At 70.0% G+C, this 23866-nt stretch carries 16 protein-coding genes; 8 read left to right on the top strand and 8 right to left on the bottom strand.

Translation table 11 applies throughout. The features are described from left to right. Nucleotides 1–10: 10 nt before the first annotated feature. A complete protein-coding gene (locus ACIRQP_RS21495) occupies nt 11–4204 on the top strand; it encodes a hypothetical protein (protein WP_403892450.1) in 4194 nt (1397 codons plus the stop codon). A 42-nt stretch (nt 4205–4246) separates the two neighbouring features. Here ACIRQP_RS21495 and ACIRQP_RS21490 read toward each other — a convergent pair whose 3' ends face one another. The 3 genes from ACIRQP_RS21490 to ACIRQP_RS21480 form a co-directional block, all read right to left on the bottom strand. Continuing rightward, nucleotides 4247–5698: an FGGY family carbohydrate kinase gene (locus ACIRQP_RS21490; RefSeq protein ID WP_403892447.1), complete on the bottom strand. Its 1452-nt coding sequence runs from the start codon at nt 5696–5698 to the stop codon at nt 4247–4249. Between the two features lie 105 nt (nt 5699–5803). Continuing rightward, nucleotides 5804–6820, bottom strand: coding sequence for a 2-hydroxyacid dehydrogenase (locus ACIRQP_RS21485; protein ID WP_403892444.1), 1017 nt, complete (start codon nt 6818–6820; stop codon nt 5804–5806). A gap of 64 nt (nt 6821–6884) precedes the next feature. Then, nucleotides 6885–7670 (bottom strand): DeoR/GlpR family DNA-binding transcription regulator, encoded by a 786-nt coding sequence (locus ACIRQP_RS21480; protein WP_403892441.1) that lies wholly within the window; start codon nt 7668–7670, stop codon nt 6885–6887. Nucleotides 7671–7969: 299 nt separating this feature from the next. Between ACIRQP_RS21480 and ACIRQP_RS21475 the strand changes: the two genes are divergently transcribed. The 4 genes from ACIRQP_RS21475 (at nt 7970) to acnA (ending at nt 14690) form a co-directional block, all read left to right on the top strand. Beyond that, a complete protein-coding gene (locus ACIRQP_RS21475) occupies nt 7970–9502 on the top strand; it encodes an FGGY-family carbohydrate kinase (RefSeq protein ID WP_403892549.1) in 1533 nt (510 codons plus the stop codon). After that, nucleotides 9499–10131: a histidine phosphatase family protein gene (locus ACIRQP_RS21470; RefSeq protein ID WP_403892438.1), complete on the top strand. Its 633-nt coding sequence runs from the start codon at nt 9499–9501 to the stop codon at nt 10129–10131. The genes ACIRQP_RS21475 and ACIRQP_RS21470 overlap by 4 nt, the downstream gene beginning before the upstream one ends. Before the next feature lie 241 nt (nt 10132–10372). Next, nucleotides 10373–11644, top strand: a complete 1272-nt coding sequence (locus ACIRQP_RS21465) for an alpha/beta hydrolase family protein (protein ID WP_403892435.1) — start codon at nt 10373–10375, stop codon at nt 11642–11644. A 331-nt stretch (nt 11645–11975) separates the two neighbouring features. Next, the gene (gene acnA / locus ACIRQP_RS21460; RefSeq protein WP_403892433.1) at nt 11976–14690 is read left to right on the top strand and encodes an aconitate hydratase AcnA; all 2715 of its coding nucleotides are present in this window, start codon (nt 11976–11978) and stop codon (nt 14688–14690) included. A 117-nt stretch (nt 14691–14807) separates the two neighbouring features. On the opposite strand, the gene ACIRQP_RS21455 is transcribed toward acnA, so the two are convergent. Next, nucleotides 14808–15032, bottom strand: a complete 225-nt coding sequence (locus ACIRQP_RS21455; RefSeq protein WP_403892429.1) for an Lrp/AsnC ligand binding domain-containing protein — start codon at nt 15030–15032, stop codon at nt 14808–14810. Here ACIRQP_RS21455 and ACIRQP_RS21450 point away from each other — a divergent pair. The 3 genes from ACIRQP_RS21450 to ACIRQP_RS21440 all read left to right on the top strand — a co-directional run bounded on the left by ACIRQP_RS21450 (nt 15010) and on the right by ACIRQP_RS21440 (nt 18098). Next, nucleotides 15010–15264, top strand: a complete 255-nt coding sequence (locus ACIRQP_RS21450) for a DUF2000 domain-containing protein (protein WP_403892426.1) — start codon at nt 15010–15012, stop codon at nt 15262–15264. The genes ACIRQP_RS21455 and ACIRQP_RS21450 overlap by 23 nt on opposite strands. A 233-nt stretch (nt 15265–15497) precedes the next feature. Beyond that, on the top strand, nt 15498–16556 hold the full coding sequence (locus ACIRQP_RS21445) for a polyprenyl synthetase family protein (protein ID WP_403892547.1): 1059 nt from the start codon (nt 15498–15500) through the stop codon (nt 16554–16556). A gap of 276 nt (nt 16557–16832) precedes the next feature. Next, nucleotides 16833–18098 carry an amidohydrolase family protein gene (locus tag ACIRQP_RS21440; RefSeq protein ID WP_403892423.1) on the top strand — a complete coding sequence of 422 codons (1266 nt, stop codon included), beginning with the start codon at nt 16833–16835 and terminating at the stop codon, nt 18096–18098. 37 nt (nt 18099–18135) lie between these two features. On the opposite strand, the gene ACIRQP_RS21435 is transcribed toward ACIRQP_RS21440, so the two are convergent. From ACIRQP_RS21435 to ACIRQP_RS21420, 4 genes are all read right to left on the bottom strand, one after another. Then, complete coding sequence (locus ACIRQP_RS21435) at nt 18136–19863, bottom strand: AMP-binding protein (RefSeq protein WP_403892420.1); 1728 nt, start codon at nt 19861–19863, stop codon at nt 18136–18138. 54 nt (nt 19864–19917) lie between these two features. Beyond that, nucleotides 19918–20178: an acyl carrier protein gene (locus ACIRQP_RS21430; RefSeq protein WP_403892417.1), complete on the bottom strand. Its 261-nt coding sequence runs from the start codon at nt 20176–20178 to the stop codon at nt 19918–19920. Nucleotides 20179–20225: 47 nt separating this feature from the next. Further along, complete coding sequence (locus ACIRQP_RS21425) at nt 20226–21470, bottom strand: PucR family transcriptional regulator (protein WP_403892414.1); 1245 nt, start codon at nt 21468–21470, stop codon at nt 20226–20228. Between the two features lie 453 nt (nt 21471–21923). Continuing rightward, complete coding sequence (locus tag ACIRQP_RS21420; protein WP_403892411.1) at nt 21924–23633, bottom strand: (2,3-dihydroxybenzoyl)adenylate synthase; 1710 nt, start codon at nt 23631–23633, stop codon at nt 21924–21926. Nucleotides 23634–23866: the final 233 nt, after the last annotated feature.

The raw sequence follows: 23866 nt of genomic DNA, 5'->3' as shown, positions 1-23866 counted from the left end.
GGAACACTTCATGACGTACGTAGGACCCTCCCTCCCCACGAGCATCGCGGAGGTCCTGACCGAACCGCCGCGCGCCTTCTCGCCCACCGCCATCTGGTGGTGGAGCGGGGAACGGCTCGACCGCGCCCGCCTGCGCCACCAGCTCGAACGCTTCGCGGAGGGCGGGGTGTTCAACCTGGTCCTGCTCAACCTCGCGCCGTCAGGACCGCTGTTCGGCTCCGACGCCGACGACCCACCGTTCCTCTCCGACGCCTGGTGGGCGCTGCTCGAAGGGGTCTGTGACGACGCGCGCGACCTGGGCATCGGCCTCTGGTTCTACGACCAGCTCGGATTCTCCGGAGCCGACCTCCAGGCACGGCTGGTCGACGAGCGGCCCGGGTACGCGGGCCGCCGGCTCGACCGCGTACGCGCGGTGGTCGACGGCCCCGGTGAACTGCGCTGCCCCGACCACGGGCGGCCGCTGGCGGGCCACGCGGAACCGGTCGACGGCGACGGATCTCCCACCGGTCCCGCGATCCCGCTTCCGCTCGTCGTGGACGGACGGGCCGCGACGGTACGGGCGCCCGGCCCCGGAGGCTGGCGGCTGACGCTCCATCACCACACCCCTCTCGGGTTCGACTACCTCGGCGCGGACGCGTGCGCGGCGCTGCTGGCGGGGGTGCACGGCGAGTTCGAGCGCCGGCTCGGCGACCGCCTCGGGACCGTCGTCGTCGGGTCGTTCCAGGACGAACTGCCCTCCCTGCCCACCTGGTCGACGGAGTTCGCCGCCGCCTTCCGGCGGTCGCGCGGCTACGACCTCGTACCGCATCTGGACGCCCTGTACGAGGACGGCGCGCACCGCCCCGACGTCCACCGGATCCGCCACGACTACCATCTGACGCGCGCCGAACTCGCCGAAGCGGCCTTCTTCCGCCCCCTCGCCGCCTGGCACGAGCGACACGGGCTGATCATCGGCTGCGACCAGCAGGACCCCGCCCGCGCCGGACACCCGGTCGCCGGTGTCGAGCTGTACGCCGACTACGCCCGTACCCACCGCTGGTTCTCCGCGCCCGGCTCCGACCACCACGGGGACGCCCGGATCCACTCCTCCCTCGCCCATCTGTACGGCAGACCCCGTACCTGGATCGAGGCATTCCACTCCACCGGCTGGGGCGGCACGCTGGAGGAGACCTACGACTGGCTCCTGCCGTGGCTGCGCGCCGGCGCGACCCTCTACAACCCGCATGCCGTCTACTACACGACCAAGGGCGGCTGGTGGGAGTGGGCACCACCGGGCACCGACTGGCGCCAGCCGTACTGGACGCACCATCGCGTCTTCGCCGATGCCGTCACCCGGCTGTGCGCGATCCTCAGCCTCGGCAGCCATCTGTGCGACACCGCGATCCTGCTGCCCACCACCACCGCCCAGACCGGCGCCGCACTCGACGGTGTCTCCGCCGACGCGCGCCGGGCCCAGGCGGTCTATCTGGAGCTCGTCGGGGACATGACCTGGTTCAGGACCCGGCCCGGGGTGACCGACCGGCTCGGCCTGGACGCCGATGTGATCGACGACGACTCCCTCGCCCGCGCCCTGGTCAGGGATGCGGGAGAAGGGACACGGCTGTGCGTGGCGGGTGAGAGCTACGCGACGGTCGTGCTGCCCGCGTGCACGGCGCTCGAAGAGGACACCGCGCTCCGGCTCATCGAATTCGCCTCGGCGGGCGGCGAGTTGATCGCGATCGGCGCGCTGCCCGAGCATGTCATCGGCCGGGACGGGGCCGCGGTCCCGGACAAGGTACGGGACGAGCTGCGCGCGTGCTTCGCCGACGGCCGCGCGGTCCTCGTCCCCACGGCGGACGATCTGGGCGAGGCGCTGGGACGGGACCGGGGACAGGATCTGGCGTGGGCCGGGACGGAACCGGTCGTACGGGCGTCGGTTCCCGCGCTCGCGCGCAGGGTGGACGACGCGACGGTGGTGTTCCTGACCGCGGCCTCGTTCGACGCGCCGCGCGCGACACGTGCGGCGGTCGCCGCTCCCGACGAACGGGGTGCCGCACAGGGCTGGATCGACGCCCGTTACGACTTCGACCCCGAGCGCTATGTGCGCCGCGCACAGGTGCGGGTCCGGGATGTGGAGGGGCCGGCCGTACTGCTCGATCCCTTCGGCGGTGAGCCACGTACCGTACCGGTCCGGGCCGCCGAGGACGATGACCGGGCCGTGGAGGCCGAGGTGCCGTTCGACCGGGGGCCCGCGGTGGTACTGGTCTTTCCGGCGCGGACGACGGCGGAGCGCACGGGGTGCGCGGACGGTCCGGTCTGGGGGGCCGCGGCCCGTACGGCGGTGGAGGTCCCGCCCGACGCCGAATGGGACATGACGCTGGTCCCGACCCTGGACAACACCTGGGGCGACTTCGCGCGGCCCGCGACCGGCCCGTCCGGCGGTCCCGGCGGCGGTCCCGACGGTCCTGTTGGCGCCGGTGATCACGAGGGCCGTGCCGTCGTGGAGTGCCGTACGTTCCGGCGGGGCCGCGCGGGCGATCCCGCCCGGCCGCGGGCGCATGCCACCTTCGGGCCGCACGCGCTCCTGCTCGACGCCGACGCCGACGCCGACGGTGACGGTGACGCCGACGGTGACGGTGACGGTGACGGCGACGGTGGCTCCGGCGGATCCCTGCTCGAATGGTCCGACACCCGGGGCATCCACAAGGACCCGATCCACCGTGATGTCCTCGGACCCAAGGGCCATGTGCCCGAGGAGTTCGTACGGATCGGCCCGGCCGCCGCCGGGACGGTGGCCCGCGTCCGGACCGAACTGCTCCTGGACGACGCCTTCGACGGACATCTGGCGATCGGGGCCGCGGCGGCGAAGACGGTACGGCTCGACGGCGTCCTCGTCGCGCTGGACGACGGCGGCCATCTCGCCCTGGGGCCGGTACGGCTCGCGCCCGGCAGCCATCTCCTCGAACTGGACCTGACGCCCGATCAGGACGTCGATCTGCGCGCGCACGTGGCGCTCGTACGCGATCCGGAGCGTTACCGCCGCCCCGAGTGGATCCTCGCGCCCGGTGGCCGTGCCTCCATGGCGACGACCCTGACCGTGGCGGACCTTCCCGGCCGGGCGATCGTCCAGATCGCGGCGCGGGGGCGCTGTGTCCTGCGGGTCAACGATCATGTGGTCGGCATACAGGGCGGATTCGACCCGTACGCCGAACACACCGTGCCGCGCGTACGACGGCACGACATCGCGTCGGCCCTGCGGATGGGCGCCAACGAGCTGGTGGTGGAGACGGATGACGGCGAGGACCCCGCCGTCCTGGTGGACGCGGCCCTCTACAACATTCATGGCCGGTGCGTGACGACCGTGCACAGCGACGGCACATGGCGGGCCGAGCGCGCCGGTGAGCCGGTGCCGGTCGTGGTGCGCCGGGAGCAGGTGGGGGACCCGGCCGCGCTGTATCTGCGCCGTCGGCCGCATCCGCTCCCCGGCGCCGCCTGGCTGGACCCGGACGCCGACGACGGCACGGTCGTACCAGTCGGCTTCGCGGTCCCGGGAGCACGGCCGGGGGTGGAGTGGTTCCGGTGCGAACTCCCTCCGGGGACACGCCGGTTGACGGTCGACACCCATGGCGCGACGGCCGTGTTCATCGACGGTCGCGAACACGCCGTGACATCCGCCGACGGCAGCGGACCGGGCAGCGGCGGTATGGCCGGCGCACATACCGTGACCGTCGAGCTGCCGGCCGACGGCCCCTCCGGCACACGGACCGCCGACCTCCGCGTGGAGACCCGCCCCGGCCACCAGGGCGGCGCCGCGCTGGCGGGCCCCGTACGCTGCGCGGTCGGCCCCGGGCGGATCCGCACCGGGGACTGGGAGTCACGCGGTCTCGCCGAGTACAGCGGTGGTGTGCGCTACAGCCGCGTGATGACCCTGCCCGCCGACGTCGGGACCGGACCGGTCTCCCTCGACCTGGGGCGGGTGCGCGGCACGGCGGAGGTACGGGTCGACGGCGTCGCGGCCGGGGTGCGGGTGTGCTCCCCGTACGTCTTCGATGTGACGGGACTGGCCGGGCCCGGGGATCGTACGGTCGAGATCACCGTGTTCGGTACGCTCGCGCCGTACCTGGACGCCACGAGCCCGACCCACTTCGTCTTCCCCGGGCAGCGCGTCACCGGCCTGATGGGCCCCGTGCGGCTGACCATCGGCCCGCCCGGACCCACCCCGTGAACGTGCGCCCCACCCTGCGGACGTCCGCGCGGGCCGCGCCGCTCAGTGGCCGGCGGTCGGCCCCCGCCAGCGGGTACGCGCGCTCCCGACCCGGAACAGATAGTCGGCGTAGGCCTGTTCGTAGAACGCCACGCCTGCCGGATCCGGGTCCACCACCGCGTCGGGCGCGGTCCACGCCGCCACGTCCAGGCTCTGTCCCAGCTCCGCCCGCCGGGCGTCGACGGCGGCCAGCACGGCGCCGCGCGCGCCCGGTTCCGGCCCCCGTGCCACCCGCAGCGGGCGGCCGAGGACATCCGCGAACAGTTGCAGCCAGGCGATGCTGCGCGCACCGCCACCGCACACGGCCAGCCGGCCGGTGAGCCCCGCGGCCTCCAGACAGTGCCGCGCCGCGAACGCGATCGCCTCGCACATGCCCCGTACCAGATCCTCGCGCGAGGCCCGCAGATCGAGACCGGTGAACTCCGCGCGCGCGGTGGGGTCGACGAACGGCGCGCGTTCGCCGGACGGCGACAGATAGGGCAGCGCGGCGACTCCCCGGGCGCCGCGCGGGGTCGCGTCCAGAATGCCGGAGACCTGGTCGTGGGTGGTGCCGGTGAGATCGAGCACCCAGTCGAGCGCGACCGTACCGGTCATCGCGGGCAGCGCCCGCATATGGCGGTCGGGCCGGGCCAGCGCGAGATGGAACCCCACGGGGTCGTCTTCGAACGCGACCCGCTCGACCACGACTTGGCACGCCAGGGTGGTACCGACGATCAGGAGCCCGTCGCCGGGCTCGGTCACACCCGCGCCGATCGCGCTCGCGGGAAGGTCGTAGGGACCGGAGGTGACGGGGGTGCCGCGCGACAGGCCGGGGGTGCGGCCATGGGCCTCCCCGTACGGCAGGGTCGACGCGATGGGCGGCAGCAGCCCCGCGCGATGCTCCACCCCGAGGGCCGCGAGCGCCTCGGGGGAGTAGGTGCGGGTGCGCGGATCGAGGAAAGGAACGGACGCGTCGGAGAGATCGGTGGCGCGCTCGCCGGTGAGACGCAGCTGTACGACGTCCTTGCAGCACGCGGCGGTCGTGGCGGCGTCCAGGGAAGCCGGCTCGTTACGGTCGAGCCACGCCAGCAGCGGCCCGGGGGAGCCGGGGAAGAGCACGTTTCCCGTACGCCGGTACATCTGTTCCGCGGTGCCGTCGTCCATCCATCCGGCGACGAGATCACCGGCCCTGCCGTCCATCCACGACAGCGCGGGGCGTACGGCGTGCCCCTCGGCGTCGACCAGCCACAGGCCGTCGCCCTGACCGGTGATCGCGACCAGGGCGGGCGCGCGTCCGCCGGTCACCGAGCCGAGGACGTCGGTGGCGGCGAGGACCACCTCTTCGACGTCCTGCTCGACACCGTCCCCCTGGCCGCCGAGCGAGATCGGCTTCGATTCCACCCGAAGTGCCGTGCCGTCCTCGGCGAAGGCCGCGGCTTTGACGATCGAGGTTCCCATGTCCAGTCCGACGAACACCCTGTCTCCTCCGGTCGATGCGGCGTACGTGACGAGCGTTCCCGTGACGTCATGCCACGTCACGTCAGGTCATGTCGCGTTCATGTGACGTCAGATACAGCGATGTCAGATAACGCGATGGGCGAGCGGTTCCCCGCGCAGGAACCGCCCTACCTCCGCGGCGGCGATACGCGCCGCGTTGTGCGCGACCGAGATGTTCGCCCCGGCCAGATGGGGTGTCATGACCAGGCGGGGAGCCGTACGCAGCCGGGAGTCCGCGGGCGGCGGCTCCACGGCGAACACATCGAGCCCCGCCGCCGCGAGCCGGCCCGACTCCAGGGCGTCACAGAGCGCGTCCTCGTCCAGGAGCGCGCCACGCGCGCAGTTGACCACGACCGCGCCCTCGGGCAGCAGGGCGAGTTCGCGGGCGCCGAGCAGCCCGCGCGTCTCGGGCGTGAGCCGCGCGTGAAGTGAGACGACATCGGAGCGGCGCAGCAGTTCGTCCAGGTCGGCGACGGGGGTGCCCGACTCGCGCAGCGTGTCCGGGTCGGCGTACGGATCGTAGAGACAGACCCGCGCACCGAGGGCGGTGAGCGCGCGGGCCACCCGGCTGCCGACCGCGCCGCAGCCGATCAGCCCGACGGTCGCCCCGTCCAGACCGGGACCGCAGTTGTCGTACGTGTAGAACTCGCCCGCCCAGCGGCCCGCCGCGAGCGCCGCCGAGGTCTCCGGGATACGGCGCATCGTGGCCAGCAGCAACCCGACGGTGTACTCGGCGGTGGCCGCCGCGTTGCGTCCGGGGGTGTTGCACACCTGGACGCCGCGCTCCTTCGCCGCATCGAGGTTGACGTTGACCGGGCCGCCCCTGCCGACGACCACCAGCCGCAGATCGGGCGAGCCGTCGAGCACCTTGCGGGTCACCGGAGCCATCTGCGTGACACACACCCGCGCCCCGCGCAGCGCGGTGAGGAGGGTGTCCTCGTCGCCGGACGCCTCGTCGACCTCGGAGACCGGCCCGAAGGGCGTCAGCGGCCAGGGGAGACGCAGTTGGTCGATGGTGTGGTCCGTGCCGATCTCGGCCGTCAGCTCCCGGGTGAACAGATCGGGGGCGACGAAGTGGTCGCCGGCGGCGAGGATTCTCATCGTTGAGGTCTCCTTGACGGTCAGGGCAGGACTGGGCTGGGGGGACTGGGCCCGGGGCCTGGGCTCAGGTCTCGGCGACCTCGTAGCGGACACCGCTCTCATCGAGGGAGCGCAGTACGTCGGGCGGGGTGCGGTCGTCGATCAATATCAGGTCGAAGGTCGAGAGCGGGGTCAGCCGGTGCAGCGCGGTGCGGCCGAGCTTGGAGTGGTCGATCATCAGCACATTGCGGCCCGCGGCCTTGAGCATCGCGCGCTTGACGGCGACGATGCGCTGTTCCTGGTGAAAGGCGAAGTCGCCGTAGACGGACGAGGTGGATACGAAACACATGTCGACCCGCAGCGCCTCGACGGCCTCCACACAGGGCACCCCGAGGAACGAGTCGTGCAGAGGGTCGTAGTCGCCGCCCAGGGCCATCAGATGGAGTCCGCGTTCACCGGCGAGCAGATTCAGCGCTTCCCGGAAGTTGGTGACGACGGTCAGCGGTTCGATACGGGGGAGGAGCCTGGCCAGTTCCAGCACGGTGGTCGAGTCGTCGATCATCACCGACATACCGGGGTCGATCAGCGTCGCGGCCTTGGCCGCGAGCGCCTCCTTCTCCGGACGCATGGACTTCTTGCGGTAGGCGACATTGCTCTCGAACACCCCGGAGGGCTGCGCGGTGACACCCCCGCGGAATTTCCGCAGGACGCCCTCGTTTTCGAGCTCGTCGATATCGCGGTAGATCGTCATCACGCTCACGCCGAACCGCTCCGCCAGGTCCGACGCCGATGCCGAGCCCTCGGTGAGCACATGATCGGAGATCTCCCGGCGGCGCTCCATGGGGCTCCGCTGGCTCTTGTCCTGTGACATTCCTCGGTCCTGTTCACCTCATGAATAACATGAAGCCCTGAGGTTATAACATAGATTATTGAGGTACCGTTCGGCAGTGTTCACCACGGTCGATGGCCTGGTCAACCCGTCCGACGTCGCGTCAACCTGTTCCTTAGCAGGTGAGACACGGAGTCCGGGCCCGCAGAGCTGTGCCGACGCCCCCGATGGAATCCGCATCCACGGTGTGAAATGCATCGTGAGATCAACATTCGCGAGAACACCGGACGACGACGAGAAGGCGGGAACCTGTGACGGACACACGCCACCAGGACGTGTGGATGGGAGTCGACCTGGGGACGCAGAGCGTACGCGCTCTGGCTGTCACCGACGATGGGCGGGTACTCGCCCGCGGCTCCGCCCCACTCACCGGTCACCGCGAGGGGGACCGCCATGAGCAACTGCCCGCCGACTGGTGGCAGGGCGCCGGTGATGCCATCCGCCAGACGCTGAGCGCCCTGTCCGCTTCCGCTCGCCCCTCCGTTTCCGCTTCCGGCGCGCCCGCGCGGGGGCGTGCGCGCGTACGGGGAGTCGCGGTGTGCGGTACGTCGGGCACCGTCCTGCTGACCGACGCGCGCGGGGTGCCCCTGACCCCCGCGCTGATGTACGACGACGGCCGGGCCGGGGCCGAGGCGCGGTACGCGCAGGAGACCGGCGCCGAGGTGTGGGACGCGCTCGGGCTCCGTATCCAGCCGAGCTGGGCGCTGGCCAAACTGCTCTGGCTCACCGGCGGAGGCGGGGGCGGGGGCGCGCGCGGGAGCGTGAAGATCTCCGACGGCACCGGCGCCCTCCGGGGTGCCCGCGTCTGCCACCAGCCGGACTTCATCACCACACGCCTGGTCGGGCGGCCCGTACCGACCGACTCCAGCCACGCCCTCAAGACCGGCTACGACCTCCACACCCGCTCCTGGCCCACCGCTCTCCACGACCGGCTCGGCCTGTCCGGCCTCGACTTCCCCGCCGTGGTGGCTCCCGGCACCCCGCTCGGTACGGTGTGCGCCGAGGCGGCGGCCGACACCGGACTGGCCGAAGGCACCCCGGTCATCGCGGGCATGACGGACGGCTGCGCGGCCCAACTCGGCTCGGGCGCCTGGGAGGTGGGCCGGTGGAACACCGTCCTGGGCACCACACTCGTCCTCAAGGGCGTCACCGCCACCCCGCTCCGTGACCCCGCTGGTGTCCTCTACAACCACCGCTCCCCGGACGGGCACTGGCTCCCCGGCGGGGCTTCCAGCGTCGGCGCCGGCGCCCTGAGCCACGCGTTCCCCGGAGCCGATCTCGCGCGCCTCGACCGCCTCGCCGCGGACCGGGAGCCGGCGAGCGTCGTCGCGTACCCCCTGGTCTCCCGCGGCGAACGCTTCCCGTTCCTCGCCGCGGACGCCGAGGCCTTCACGCTCGGCCGCCCCGCCGACGACGCCGATCACTACGCGGCGCTGCTCCAGGGCGTCGCGCTCGCCGAGCGGCTCTGTCTGGCGTACGTACGTTTCCTGGGGGCCCCGATCGACGGACCGGTCACCTTCACCGGCGGTGCCACCCGCAGCGGTTACTGGAACCAGCTGCGCGCGGATGTCCTGGGCCGGCCCGCCGCCCTCCCCGAACAGGCGGACTCCGCCCTCGGCATGGCGGTGCTCGCCGCCCACGCGGTGACCGGTGACGACGCGGCCCGCCGTATGGTCCGCATCCGTACGATTCTGGAACCGCGACCGGAGGCCGGCCGGCGCTTCGACGGGCCCTTCGTGACCCTGGTCGACGCCCTCGAACGGCGCGGCTGGCTGCCCTCGGACACGGCCACCTACGCACGGGAGCACGGATGACGACCAGCACCACCCTCTTTCTCGCCCGCCACGGCGAGACCGTCTGGCACGACGAGAACCGCTACACCGGTATCAGCGACATCGATCTGACCCCGCGCGGCCTGGTGCAGGCCGAGGCGCTCGGTGTGTGGGCCGCGGGCGCCGGACTCGACGCGATCGTGACCTCTCCCCTCTCCCGCGCCCGGCGCACGGCGGAACCCGCGGTCCGGCTGACGGGGCTGGAGGCGGTCGTCGAACCGGATCTGCTCGAAGTCGACTTCGGGATCGCCGAGGGCCGGACCATCGCCGAACTCGAAGCGACCCATCCCCGCGAGGTGGCGGCGTTCCGCGGCGACCCGGCCGCCCACCCGCTGCCGGACGGCGAGGACCCGGCGGCCGCGGCGGCCCGCGGCGCCGAGGCCCTGCTCCGTCTCGCCGACACCCACCGGGGGGAGCGCGTGCTGACGGTCGCGCACAACACGCTGTTCCGGCTGGTCCTGTGCCGTCTGCTGGGCATCCCCGGGAGCGAGTACCGGCGCGTGTTCCCGGCGATGCGCAACTGCGCGATCACCGAGCTGCGCGTGCCCGTGTCACCGGCCGACCGACCACGGCAGGTCGCCCTGATCTCGTACAACGTGCCGACCCACTGACCCGCCCCACCGTCCCGGCCCGTGGACGCGATCGTTCCCCGGCGCGGCCCGCCCGCGCATTCCTGACGCGGGCCGCGCCGTTGTCCTTGGACAACGAAGTGTCATACGGGGGTTATCCGCCCTATGGCGGTATGGCTTTCCCGAGGTGTGAAACGCCTGATAGCACGGTGGCTCATAGGGAGGCGCGTCGCGAAGATCGATGTGGCCGAACACCGCAACGCCGCATTTGAAGGAGCCTCCCATGCGCAGCTCTCGTCTCGTTGCCGCCTCTCTGGTCGGGGTCGTCGTCTCCGGTCTTGCCGTCTCGACCGCGGTCCCGGCTTCGGCCGTGTCCGCCTCGCACGCCGCGCCGGCGCCGTCTGTGTCATCGAGCCCTGAGAAGGGCCTGACGCTCACGCTTCCCGCGCCACGCGGCCGTTACGCCACGGGCGAGTCGACGTTACGGCTCGTCGACGACAAGCGCGCGGACCCGTGGGTGCCCAGCCGGCCCTACCGCGAGCTGATGGTCAGCGTCTTCTACCCGGCGGTGCACACCGGCGGTCGGCCGGTCACGAACCAGTTTCCGGCGGCGGTGGCCGCGGCGGTCGGTCAGGCGGTCGAGGAGAACGACGAGCTGCCCGCCGGTCTGGTGGATTGGGCCGCGACCCAGACGCACTCGGTGAAGGACGCCGCGATGGCGCCGGGCCGTTTCCCGGTCGTCCTGTACTCGCCCGGCGCCGGGGACGCGCGGGGCTGGAACGTGTCGCTGGTCGAGGACCTCGCTTCGCGCGGCTTCGTGGTGGTCACCGTCGACCACACCGGGGATGCGCCGGCGGTGCAGTTCCCGGACGGCCACGTGGTCGGCAACGGGCCGCTGCTGGCGGCCTGGGCCCAGGCGTTCCAGAACGGCACGACACTGGCGTTCTTCACGAAGCTGATGGACGCGCGCATGGCCGACACCGAGCTGGTGCTGGACCGGCTGACAAGCCTGCCGGACCGGCTGACCGACGGCATGGACCTGAACCGGATCGGCATGTTCGGGCACTCCGCCGGCGGGTTCACGGCGGCGAACATGATGTACAGCGATCCGCGGATCAAGGCCGGCATCAACATGGACGGCACCATGGAGTACACCGTCGTGCCCGACGGCACCAACCTGAGCGAGGTCGCGCTGCACGGGCTGGACCGGCCGTTTCTGCTGATGGGCAGCAGCTCCGCGGACGGCGGGAGCGACGTGCACCGGGAGCCGTCGTGGGCTTCGTTCTGGCAGCACCAGCGCGGCTGGAAGGCCGACGTCACGCTGGACGACTCCGTGCACGCGTCGTTCACCGACGCCAAGGCGCTGCTGCCGCAGCTGGCCGGCCGGGTGCCGGCCGCGACGCTGGCCGCGGCGGTCGGGACGGTCGACCCGCACCGGGCGGTGGCGGCGAACCGGGCGCTGGTGGCCTCGTTCTTCGACCGGTTCCTGAAGGGCCGCGACGACCACCTGCTGGACGGCGGTACGTCGCAGTACCCGATCACCTTCGTACGGTAGCCCGCGACCCCTTCTGGGGCGGGTCGGACCTGGGGCCTGTCTTCAACGTCCCGCCTGGCCTGCGGGCGGACGGCGCTACTTTGAAGACAGGCCCCAGGAATCTCCTGGTGCTGTCAAACGCCTCGATCGGATGACAGCGGACAGCCGTACCCGCGCATGACCGAGCGGCAGTCATGTACTAGAGTTATCTCGACATCGAGATATCTGCCGAAGGCGTACCGCGGCCGCCAGTCAGTAAGGGTTACCTAACTAAGCCTTACCTTAGCGGATCGGTGAGGAGTCGTGGCGGCAGCATGACGGTAGTACGCGCACATTGATGAAGGAGACTGTCGTGTCGGCGAACAGCTTCGACGCCCGCAGCACGCTGCGCGTGGGCGACGAGTCGTACGAGATCTTCAGGCTGGACAAGGTCGAGGGCTCCGGGCGCCTCCCTTACAGCCTGAAGGTGCTGCTGGAGAACCTGCTCCGCACCGAGGACGGCGCGAACATCACCGCCGACCACATCCGCTCCATCGGCTCCTGGGACTCGCAGGCGCAGCCGAGCCAGGAGATCCAGTTCACCCCGGCCCGTGTGATCATGCAGGACTTCACCGGTGTGCCGTGTGTCGTGGACCTCGCCACCATGCGTGAGGCCGTGAAGGAGCTGGGCGGCGATCCGGCGAAGATCAACCCGCTGGCCCCGGCCGAGCTGGTCATCGATCACTCGGTCATCGCCGACAAGTTCGGCACGCCGGATTCCTTCGCGCAGAACGTGGAGCTGGAGTACGGCCGCAACAAGGAGCGCTACCAGTTCCTGCGCTGGGGCCAGACAGCCTTCGACGAGTTCAAGGTCGTCCCGCCGGGCACCGGCATCGTCCACCAGGTCAACATCGAACACCTGGCCCGTACGGTCATGGTCCGGGGCGGCCAGGCGTACCCCGACACCCTTGTCGGCACCGACTCGCACACCACCATGGTCAACGGCCTCGGTGTGCTGGGCTGGGGCGTCGGCGGTATCGAGGCCGAGGCCGCGATGCTGGGCCAGCCCGTCTCCATGCTCATCCCGCGCGTCGTCGGCTTCAAGCTGACCGGCGAGCTGCCGGCCGGCACCACCGCCACCGACCTGGTCCTGACGATCACCGAGATGCTGCGCAAGCACGGCGTCGTCGGCAAGTTCGTCGAGTTCCACGGTGAGGGCGTCGCCGCCACCTCCCTCGCGAACCGCGCCACCATCGGCAACATGTCTCCGGAGTTCGGTTCGACCGCCGCGATCTTCCCGATCGACGACGAGACGCTGAAGTACCTGCGCCTGACCGGCCGCAGCGACCAGCAGGTCGCCCTCGTCGAGGCGTACGCCAAGGAGCAGGGCCTCTGGCTCGACCCGGCCGCCGAGCCCGACTTCTCCGAGAAGCTGGAGCTGGACCTCGCCACGGTCGTCCCGTCCATCGCGGGCCCGAAGCGCCCCCAGGACCGCATCATCCTGGCCGAGGCCAAGGAGAAGTTCGCCGAGGACGTACGCAACTACGTCTCCGAGGACGAGGAGGCGGGCAAGGAGTCCTTCCCGGCCTCCGACGCCCCGGCCTCCGCCAACGGCGTGCCGACCCGGCCGACCCTGGTCACGGCCCCCGACGGTACGACGTACGAGATCGACCACGGCGCCGTCACCGTCGCCGCGATCACCTCCTGCACCAACACCTCGAACCCGTACGTCATGGTCGCCGCCGCGCTGGTGGCCAAGAAGGCGGTCGAGAAGGGCCTGTCCCGCAAGCCGTGGGTCAAGACCACGCTCGCCCCGGGCTCGAAGGTCGTCACCGACTACTTCGACAAGGCGGGTCTCACCCCGTACCTCGACAAGGTCGGCTTCAACCTGGTCGGTTACGGCTGCACCACCTGCATCGGCAACTCGGGCCCGCTGCCCGAGGAGGTCTCCAAGGCCGTCAACGAGCACGACCTCGCGGTCACCTCGGTGCTCTCCGGCAACCGCAACTTCGAGGGCCGGATCAACCCGGACGTCAAGATGAACTACCTGGCGTCGCCGCCGCTGGTCGTCGCGTACGCCCTGGCCGGCTCCATGAAGGTGGACATCACCAAGGACGCCCTGGGCATCGACCAGGACGGCAAGCCGGTCTTCCTCGAAGACATCTGGCCCACCGAGGCCGAGGTCAACGACGTCGTGGCCAACGCCATCGGCGAGGACATGTTCAACAAGTCCTACGCGGACGTCTTCGCGGGCGACGCGCAGTGGCAGGCGCTGCCGATCCCGACCGGCAACACCTTCGAGTGGGACCCGCGGTCCACCTACGTCCGTAAGCCCCCGTACTTCGAGGGCATGACGATGGAGACCTCCCCGGTCGAGGACATCTCCGGCGCCCGTGTGCTGGCGAAGCTCGGCGACTCGGTCACCACCGACCACATCTCCCCGGCCGGTGCGATCAAGGCCGACACCCCGGCCGGCACGTACCTCACGGAGCACGGCGTCGAGCGCCGCGACTTCAACTCGTACGGTTCCCGCCGCGGCAACCACGAGGTCATGATCCGCGGCACGTTCGCCAACATCCGGCTGCGCAACCAGATCGCCCCGGGCACGGAGGGCGGCTTCACCCGCGACTTCACCGTCGAGGGCGCCCCGGTCTCCTTCATCTACGACGCCTCCCAGAACTACCAGGCCGCCGGCACCCCGCTGGTCGTCCTGGCGGGCAAGGAGTACGGCTCGGGCTCGTCCCGCGACTGGGCCGCCAAGGGCACCGCGCTGCTCGGTGTGAAGGCCGTCATCGCCGAGTCGTACGAGCGCATCCACCGCTCGAACCTGATCGGCATGGGCGTGCTGCCGCTCCAGTACCCGGAGGGCGCCTCGGCGCAGGCCCTGGGCCTGACCGGCGAGGAGACCTTCTCCTTCACCGGTGTGACGGAGCTGAACAACGGCACCACCCCGCGCACGGTCAAGGTGACGACGGACACCGGCGTCGAGTTCGACGCGGTCGTCCGTATCGACACCCCGGGTGAGGCGGACTACTACCGCAACGGCGGCATCATGCAGTACGTGCTGCGCAGCCTGATCCGCAAGTAAGCGGTCACAGCGGCCAGTTGAGGGCTGTGCCTCGTACATACGCGTACGGGGCACAGCCCTCGCGGCGTTTGTCGGCAAGAATCCGCCGCCATGAGACGCCCCGGGCGGGGGAGGCGATCAGCGGGCTCTGTGCGCGGCGCGGGGGCGGTCGGCACCGGCGGGTTCGATGCGACGGGACTGGACGTGCTCGTAGACCATCGCGGTCTGTACGTCCGCGACCTCGCGGCGTTCGGTGAGGCGGTCGATGACGAAGGCGTACACCCCGTTGATGTCCGGGACGGCGATGTGGACGAGGAAGTCGTGGGCGCCGGAGGTGGACTTGCCGTGGGCCGGATGTTCCATCCTGGTCGCCGACGCGGGCACCCTCCACGCCCTGCGAGCCAAGGCCGCGGCCAAGGACGACGTGCTGATCGTCGGTATGCCCGAACCCGCGCAGACCTCACGCGCCTACGACGAATACCTCGACCGGCCGGCCGGCACCGCGAACGAGGATCTGGCCTACCGCGCGATCAGCCTCGTCGGTCCCCGCAACAAAATCGACAGGCTCGTCGGCAAGCTCAGCCTGCTCCGCTGACCCGCGTCGGCACGCCCCCGGCGGGACCCGCCGGTGCGGAAGCCGACCGTACCGGCACTTTGACAGTCCGGGAGCGGGCCTGAGATCACTTCCTGGACCTGAGCGGTTCCGGACGCGCTCACCGGGTGCCGCCGCGCACCCCGGCGCGCGGAACGCCACTGCGCACCCGCGCACCACTCGGCACACTGAGGAAGACACTCCCCGTGACAGTAACCGCCTGCTCCGACGCCGAGATGAAGCTCCGCGTCGCCGACCGCGACCGGCAGTTCTCCGCGCTTTTCGCGGAGTACTTCCGGAGCCTGGAACAGACCCTTGACGCGCCCGCGTTCAGCCGGTTCGCACCCGAGGCCAGGGCACTCGTACAGTCCCTGTCCCTGCGTGGAGGCAAGCGCATGCGGGTCGCGCTGCTCCACGAGGCGGCAGGACTGGTGACCGACCAACCCGTCGCGGGGCTGGACGAAGCCGCCCTCAGCGTCGAGCTGCTGCAGACCCACGCCCTGATACTCGACGACATCATCGACGACAGCCCGACTCGTCGCGGCGGCCCCTCGACCTACTACTCGTACCGCGCGAAGCTGCCCGACCACCCCCGGGCCGCCCTCGGCCTGGCCCTGCTCGCCGGGGGCCTGGCGCTGAATCTGTCCCAGCAGGTGCTCATGGACGCTCCGGTCGCGCCCGGCACCCGGCACGACATGATCGCCATTCAACTGGAGGGCGCCCGCGCCGCGCTCACCGGTCAGATCGCCGACATAGAGCGCGATTTCATCCGGCATCCCGACGAAGAGGTGCTGCACAGCGTCGCCGACTACAAATCCGCACGGTACTCGGCGCTCGCCCCCCTGCAACTGGGGCTTGTGACCGCCGGGGAGCCGCCCGCCCGCTTCCACGCGGAGCTGTACCGTTACGCCCGTTCGATCGGCATTTCCGAGCAGATGCGGGACGACTACCAGGACCTCTACGGCGACGCGGCGACCATGGGCAAGCCGACCGGCACCGACATCCGCGACGGTCGTCGCAACTACACCGTACGGTGCATCCTTACCGTCGCGACCGATGCCGAACGAACCCTCGTCGAGTCGGTTCTCGGGCGGCCGGACTGCACCGAGGCGGAGATCGCCTCGGTCGCGGACATCGGGCGGCGGCACGATGTACCGGGGAAACTGGGCGAACACATGCGGCGCTTCGCGCACCAGGCGGCGGCGGAGGCCGCGAGCTGGCGGCACCGGTGGCGGCCGGAAGCCGTCGCTTTCTTCGAACGGCTTCCCGTGTGGAGCCTGGAGCGGACGATCTGACCCGCAGGAACAACGTGGAGCGGTGGAGCGACAGTCGCAGCACGACTGTGCGCATGAGACACCCGCACGAGCAGACGTGTGCCCACTGGACATGGTTGGGGCGCTGGGCGATGCCTATCGTCGAATCCGTCCAAGTGCTGTGCCCTGAAAGCGAGACCAACCCCTCCGGCGAGGCTCGTTCCAGGAATCCGTCACCGCTGTCACGTGATTGGCGCAAGAGAACTGATGCTCGCTCGGCGATTTCATGCTCCGGTTGTCATACCCATGGACTCGGAGGTGTCTGTACTCCGGGACGCGGTGGTCGACGTGGACGCCACCGGTCGCGTTGCCTACTGCGGACCCGCGGCTGACGCTCCCGGGACGGGGCAGGTGGCCGAGACCCGGCTCACGGGCATACTGATGCCGGGCCTCGTCAACTCCCATGCCCACAGCGCCATGACCGTACTGCGGGGAATGGGCGGTGACCTGCCCCTGGGTTCCTGGCTCAACGATGTCATCTGGCCCGCGGAAGCACGCATGCGTCCCTCGGACGCCGGCGCGGGAATGCGGCTCGGCTGCATCGAGATGCTGCAGTCCGGCATCACCACGAGCGCCGAGATGTACTTCCACCCGGAAGAACTGGTCGCAGCGGCTCTGGAAGTGGGCAGTCGCGTCCTGATCGCCCCGGCCTATCTGGACGTTCCCGGAGCCCGCTGGCGGGACGCGCTGGCCTCGATCGACAAGTGGATCGACTCCGACGGCTTGCGGTTCGGCCCGGCCGACCTGGTGGAGATCTGCTACGGCCCGCACTCCGCCTACATGCTGCCGAGAGAGGCGCTGGAGGCAACGGCGGAGTCCGCCAGGGCCCGTGGCGCCCTGGTGCACATCCATGTCGCCGAATCCCGGGCCGAGGACCAGGACGTGCGTTCCGCGTACGGATCGGTTCCCGAACTGCTGGACAAGACCGGTCTGCTGGACGGGCGACTGCTCGCCGCTCACGCGGTCCATCTCTCCCCGCGGGACATCCAGCTTTTCTCACGAGCGGGCATCGGTGTGGCCCACTGCCCCGGCTCCAACGCGAAACTCGCTTCGGGGACGGCGCGGCTCACGGAACTGCGCACCGCCGCTGTCCCGGTGGGCCTCGGGACGGACGGGCCGGCGAGCAACGACGATCTGGACCTGTGGGAAGAGATGCGGCTGGCAGCGATGTTCGCCCGCCTGTCCGACGAGGACGCCATGGCTCTCACTGCCAGGGACACCCTGCTGATGGCGACCCGGGAGGGCGCGGCGGCCCTGGGCCGCCGCGACATCGGCACGTTGGAACCCGGGAAGTGGGCGGACATGGTTCACATCGGCGTCGACGGACCGCAGTTCTCGGCGGGCCTCGACGTTCCCGATACACGGCTGCTGTCGACGCTGGTGTGGGCCGCGGGATCGCGTGCGGTGTCCGACGTATGGGTCGGCGGGGAACGCGTCCTCGCCCAGTGCGAGCCCGTGCGCACCGACCGGGCAGCCGCCCAGCACGCCGCCGCCGCAGCGGCGCGGCATGTGACCGCGGCGTAGCCGGATCCCGGGTGCTCCCGCGCCGGTCCGGACGGCGTCAGGCGATCATTTCGCTCGCACCGGCGTGGGCGATGACCTGCGGCAGGCTTCCGGCCGCGAGCATTTCGCCGATGCGCAGACGCTGGAGTTTTCCGCCGGGAGTGCGCAACAGGGCACCGGGCGCGACCAGGGTCACGTCGACGGTCGCACCGTTCAGCCGACGGGCTGCGGCTGAACGGATCCGGCGCACGACGTGCCGACGCGCGGAGGCGGGGCTGTCCGTTTCCGCCACCACACCGATGCGCTCCCGAAGGTTCGCCCCGGGCTCGGGCGGCAGCGTCACGGCGGCCACGTTCTCGTTGAGGACCCCCGGGAGGTGGCGTACCGCGTTCTCGACATCCTGCGGATAGTAATTCGTCCCCGCGGAGATGAGGATCTCTTTGGTACGGCCCGTCACATACAGGCAGCCCTGGGAGAGGTAGCCCAGATCGCCGGTCGGGAGCCAGCCCTCGTCCGAGACGGCGGCCGTGTCCTCGCCGTAGTAGGAGGCCATCACCGACGGACCGCGTACGTCGATGTCACCCACGGATCGGTCCGGCAAAGGAGTGCCACGCCGGGTGACGCGCACCTCCACCTCCGGCACGGTGGGGCCGCAGTTGACGATGGGGCGCGCCCGGTCGTCGGAAGGGTCGACGGTCACCACTCGACGGCCGGGCCGCAGGCTGTCACTGTCGACCCAGTCGACCTCCATCTCCGTGTCGGACGCGGCACAGGTGACGGCGAGCGTGGCTTCCGTCAATCCGTAACAAGGGGTCGTGGCCGTGCTGGTGAGGTGAGCCGGCCGGAAGTGCTCCGAGAATCGGCGTACGGAACCCGGGTCGATCGGTTCGGATCCGTTGAGAACGGTCGTGACGGCGGACAGGTCGTACGCGGCCACTTCCTCTCGCGGAATCGCGGAGGTCAGGTAGGTGAAGAACGCGTTGGGCCCGCCCAGGAGGCTCGCCCGGCATTCCTCGACCTTTCGCAGCCAGCCTTCCGGATACTTGAAGAATTCGTCGGTGGGGGAGATGTACAGGTCGTGCCCGCATTCGAACGCCGACAAGGTGAACAGCAGTCCCATGTTGTGGAACAGCGGGAGACTGTGGCACATGATGTCCTGGGGCCGGGCCCGGGCGCCCGCGACCGCGACCCGCAGACCGGCGACGATGTTCCGGTGGGTCAGGCCGACGCCCCGCGGCGCGGACGTGCTTCCGGAGGTGTACTGGATCCAGGCCAGGTCGTTCTCGCCGACCGCGGGGACCTGGGGGAGCGGGGCCGTAGGAGGATCGTCGTCTTCTCGTACGCCGGGGTGCGCGGGGAGGACGAGGACGTGCGGGACGACCTGTTCCGTTTCGGCGAGCAGTGTCGCCTGCCGTTCGTCCGTCACGACGAAGTCGAGGAGGCCGCTGGGCAGGACGCCGTGTACCTGGTGGCCGTTCGGCACGGCGGCGGGCGGTGCGGGAGGCAGCGTAGTGATGACCGCGCCGCAGTAGGTGAGGGCCCCGAAGGCTTTCAGGAAGTCGATGTTCCGATCGGCCATGACCGCTGCGCGTGTGCCTGCCGTGACCCCTGCGGCGTGGAGGTGGTGTGCCAGCGCACGGGCGTCGTCCCTGAACTGTGCGAATGTGATTTCCTCGGGGGCGGCCGTCTGCCGGGGGGAGAAGAACTGGATCTTCTTCTCGGAGAATTCAAGCGCCGCCCTGTCCAGCACATCGACAACGGTGTGCCGGTCTTTCGGGCCATTCATGTCGAAATCCCCGCAATGTGTCGTCGGACGGTTGTGATGCAACGGAGAAAGGTCTCAACGTGCGCGCTGGTTCATCGCGATCTCGCGAGCGATGTCGGCGACGGAATCCAGATGGAGCGCCGTGAAGATGGGAATGACGATCTCAAACTTCCGCTCGATGAGAGCGATCATTCTGATGAGATTGATCGATTCAATATTCGGCAGGTCCGAAATCTTTGAATCGGCCTTGATGCTGTGCGGCGGAACCCTGAAGACTTCTGCCAGGATGCGGGTCAATTCCTCTTGGACGGCCGACTCTTTCTGTGGATTCAGCATTGATCTCATGCTCCATGGCGGAAGGCGGTTTATCGAATCCGGCCACTTCAGGTGGCACTCTCTGCCCTGGCGTGCACATTCTTCACACCGAGTGCGCGGCAGATTTTGAGGGCGGCCAGCAGCTCCGGTCGTCGATTGGAATAGTCAGGACCGAGGACCTCCGTCACGAAGTGCAACCGCTGTCGCACGGTGTTCTCGTGCACTCCCAATTCCGATGCGGTCGCCGTGCGTGAACCGGAGGACAGCAGAACGAAGAGTGTCTTCCTGATCGTCTCCGCGCGAGCGGACGTCTCGGCGAGTTCACCGAGCTCGCCGATGGCGAAGGCCGCCGCGTTCGACGGGTCCTGCAGAAGAACCGCTTCCAGGGCCAGGTCCCGGTGGCGGAGCACCGGTTGCTCGTCCTGCAGCACACTGCGCAGCTCCTCGGTCCGGACCGCCTGGAGGTGGGTGCGTCGAAACCCGGACAGGCCCCCGTGCGGACTGCCCATGGTGGCCCGCACCCCGGATTCGCCGAGCGCGGTGGTGATGGCGGCGACGGAACGGTCCGCGTTGTGGCCGCAGTTGAACCAGGCTGCCCACCGGTGCGGGTCCAGCATCATGGTGAGCAGGTCGCCCGCCCGTGCGGCGAGTTGTGTCTTGCGCAGGGCCTGCTTCGCCTGTTCGCTGTCGGCCACGTCGAGGACGAGCCCGACGTGGCTTCCGGAGAGCCGGTAGGACAGCGTGGCCTCAAGATCGGAGAGCCGGCCCAGCGGCCGTCTGTGCACGATGTCCATGATGAGTTCGTGCCGCTGCAGAGCACCGCTGGTGTGCAGCCTTGCCGTTGTTTCTTCGTGGGCCCTGGAGCCGCGCCTGAGCCCCAGTTCGGTGAGGTCGAAGGAAATCTTGGTGACCGTTCCGACGACGCCGCCGGGGTTCTTTTGGGAATCGTCCCGGTCCAGGCTCGCCCATTCCTGGTCCGCCCACATGTCCAACATCTCCCGCATGCCGACCCAGTAGGAATCCCGGACCGTGGAAACCGGAAATCCGCATTCGGCGATCCACCGGCCGCACCGGGCCGGCGATTCCGGGTCCGGGCGCTCGATGGTGATGCGGTTGTTGAACGTGGCGGCCACCGTGACGATGTTGTTCCGGACGAACTTCCCCATGACTGCGATGAATCGCAGGTCATTGCGCCGGGAAGGGAAGACCTCGACCACGATTCTGTTCGCGATGGCTCCGGCCATCTCGTCGAGCCATGCCGTCGGTGACGAGGGCGCGGAGGCTGCTGGTTCGCCGCGACCGGCGGCATTCATCGGTGGTGGTTCCTCATGTTCGTGGCCGGGACATGTTCGTGGCCGGGACGGCTTGGACCGGTGTGCGAGGGCATAGTCGTGTCGGGTTCCTCGGCTTCCAGAAGGTCTCAAAGAACTGGCAATTTCATCAAGCAATCATCACGGGATGTTCACGACAGTAACATCGGAATATTTAGCTTCACTCTAAAGGTTGGTTTTCTGTCTGGTCAACGTCGACGGGGATACGGCCTCATCGGCATGCGGGAACGGCTTCCGCTCCTTGGCGGCTCGCTCACGGCGAAGGCGGCGGACGGCCGCTGGGCCGTCACCGCGCGGGTCGCGGGGCGGTTCGAGGGACGAGTCCTGACCGCCGACCGGCCGGAGCCGCCGGGTGGGACGGATTCCGCACGGCGGCCGCCGGCCCGGACCCGGCGTCGGTGCGGCCCGGCCCGCGCCCGGGAACAGGCGCCGGTGCTACCCGGAGGTGCCGCTCTCCCGGCCGAGCTTGTCCTCGATGTCCTCGCGCAGTGCCTTCTTGGAGATCTTGCCCACATTCGACAGGGGGAGCGCGGGCAACACCTCCACCCGCTCCGGCAGTTTGTACTTGGCGAGCCCCTTCGACAGCAGGAACTCACCGAGTGTCCGTACGGTCGGCGGGGTGGCCCCGGGCTCCAGGACGAGGTAGACGCATGCCTTCTCGCCGAGCACCTTGTCGGGCATGGCCACCAGGGCCGCGTTGGAGACGTCCGGGTGACGCAGGATCAGTTCCTCGACCTCCTCCGCGTGGATCTTCTCGACGCCCCGGTTGATCACATCCTTGATCCGGCCCTCGATCGAGTAGCAGGCCGAGCCGGCGACGGTGTGGCGGCGTGCCAGGTCGCCGGTGCGGTAGAAGCCGTCGGAGGTGAAGGCGTGCGCATTGTGCTGCTCGGCACGGTAGTAGCCGCGGATGGTGTACGGCCCGCGCACACACAGTTCGCCGATCTCCCCGGGGGCGACTTCGGTGTTCTCGCCGGGCCGCAGGATCCGGATCTCGTCGGCGGGGGAGAGGGGCTCCCCCACGGTGTGGTGGCGCACCTCCTCAGCCGCGTGGGCCGGCGTCACGAAGAACATGCCCTCCGCCATGCCGAACTTCTGGCGCACCGTGATCCCCAGTACGTCACGCAGCCGCCCGGCCACTTCCTCCGCCAGCTTCTGGCCGCCGACGATGAAGTCCTTCAGCGAGGACAGATCGGACGATGTGCTGCGCGGGTGCTCCAGCAGGCGGATCGCCAGGGCGGGAGGCACCAGGGGCAGGGCTTCGGGGCGGTGGGCCTCGATCAGGTCGAGCAGGGTGCCGATATCGGCGGAGGGGGCCAGGACCAGCGTGGCGCCGCTGAGCAGAGCGGGCTGGAGTGCGACGGAGATTCCGGCGTTGTGCATGATCGGGAGGGGGTAGAGGATCACCGTCCCGGGCCGCCAGTCCAATGTCTCCGCCCAAGCCCGGGAGTTGTAGGTGTATTCCTCGTGCAGCCGGGGAGCGATCTTGGGCAGCCCGGTGGTTCCCCCGGAGAGCTGGAAGGCGGCGATCTGGCGGGGATCGCCCGTGCGGTACGGCAGTGTGGCGGGGGACGCCGAGGCTCCTGAGGCGAGCAGGTCCTCGTAGCCCGCTCCGAGCCCGTCCGCGGGGCCGCGGGCGACCACGATGTCCTGGATGACAGCGTCGGCCCTGAGCGTGCGGGCGATGTCGGGCAGTCGGCCGTGTCCGAAGTCGGCCTGCGTGATCAGGCCGCGGGCTCCGATGTGCTCGGCGAGGACGCGGATCTCCCGGACGCCGTGCTGCGGAAGCGTGCACACCGGCCGGATCCCTGCCAGCAGACACCCCAGGTAGGAGACGACGGTCTCGGCGACGTTGCCCATCTGGAACATCACGGCGTCACCGGGCCGCAGGCCGGTCGACTCCAGCAGTCCCGCGGCGAACCGCTGGGACGCGGTGAACAGGTCGTGGTACGTCCAGGAGCCTTCCGGGGTGATCAGAGCCGTCCGGTCGGCGTGGGTGGCCGCCGCGGACATCAGTTCGGCCGGCAGCGTACGTCCACTCCAGTAGCCGGCTTCCCGGTACCGGGCCTCCGCCTCCTTCGGATACCGGACCAGGCCGTTGCCGACGTCGTCCTCGACGTTCCCGCGCGCCGTTGTCTTTGCCATGGTCCGCAATGTAACGACACCTGCCCCAAAGGTCTACCCTTTGTGTCGAATAATTGACGGTCATGTCACACCCGCGGTGCCGCGCTGGTGCTCTGCGTGACTCGCCGGCGTGCCGCAATCCGGCTCACGGTCGAGTCGACTTAGGTGTCGATATTTTGACGTTTGAGTTGACAAGCGGGTCGGCCGCGTTCATCGTGGACATGCACTCCCCGTGGGATCGCCGAACGCGACCT

This window comes from Streptomyces sp. NPDC102274 (assembly GCF_044766385.1).
In the GTDB taxonomy this organism is placed as follows: Bacteria; Actinomycetota; Actinomycetes; order Streptomycetales; family Streptomycetaceae; genus Streptomyces.
This window is presented reverse-complemented; position numbering and strand designations above follow the sequence as displayed.

Excerpts from the sequence above, each read along its gene's own strand:
- ACIRQP_RS21420 (WP_403892411.1), bottom strand. The coding sequence starts at position 23,633 with ATGGCAAAGACAACGGCGCGCGGGAACGTCGAGGACGACGTCGGCAAC.
- ACIRQP_RS21495 (WP_403892450.1), top strand. The coding sequence starts at position 11 with ATGACGTACGTAGGACCCTCCCTCCCCACGAGCATCGCGGAGGTCCTG.
- ACIRQP_RS21445 (WP_403892547.1), top strand. The coding sequence starts at position 15,498 with ATGAAGCTCCGCGTCGCCGACCGCGACCGGCAGTTCTCCGCGCTTTTC.
- ACIRQP_RS21455 (WP_403892429.1), bottom strand. The coding sequence starts at position 15,032 with ATGGAACATCCGGCCCACGGCAAGTCCACCTCCGGCGCCCACGACTTC.
- ACIRQP_RS21470 (WP_403892438.1), top strand. The coding sequence starts at position 9,499 with ATGACGACCAGCACCACCCTCTTTCTCGCCCGCCACGGCGAGACCGTC.
- ACIRQP_RS21430 (WP_403892417.1), bottom strand. The coding sequence starts at position 20,178 with ATGCTGAATCCACAGAAAGAGTCGGCCGTCCAAGAGGAATTGACCCGC.
- ACIRQP_RS21475 (WP_403892549.1), top strand. The coding sequence starts at position 7,970 with ATGGGAGTCGACCTGGGGACGCAGAGCGTACGCGCTCTGGCTGTCACC.
- ACIRQP_RS21485 (WP_403892444.1), bottom strand. The coding sequence starts at position 6,820 with ATGAGAATCCTCGCCGCCGGCGACCACTTCGTCGCCCCCGATCTGTTC.
- ACIRQP_RS21435 (WP_403892420.1), bottom strand. The coding sequence starts at position 19,863 with ATGAATGGCCCGAAAGACCGGCACACCGTTGTCGATGTGCTGGACAGG.
- ACIRQP_RS21480 (WP_403892441.1), bottom strand. The coding sequence starts at position 7,670 with ATGTCACAGGACAAGAGCCAGCGGAGCCCCATGGAGCGCCGCCGGGAG.
- ACIRQP_RS21425 (WP_403892414.1), bottom strand. The coding sequence starts at position 21,470 with ATGAATGCCGCCGGTCGCGGCGAACCAGCAGCCTCCGCGCCCTCGTCA.
- ACIRQP_RS21465 (WP_403892435.1), top strand. The coding sequence starts at position 10,373 with ATGCGCAGCTCTCGTCTCGTTGCCGCCTCTCTGGTCGGGGTCGTCGTC.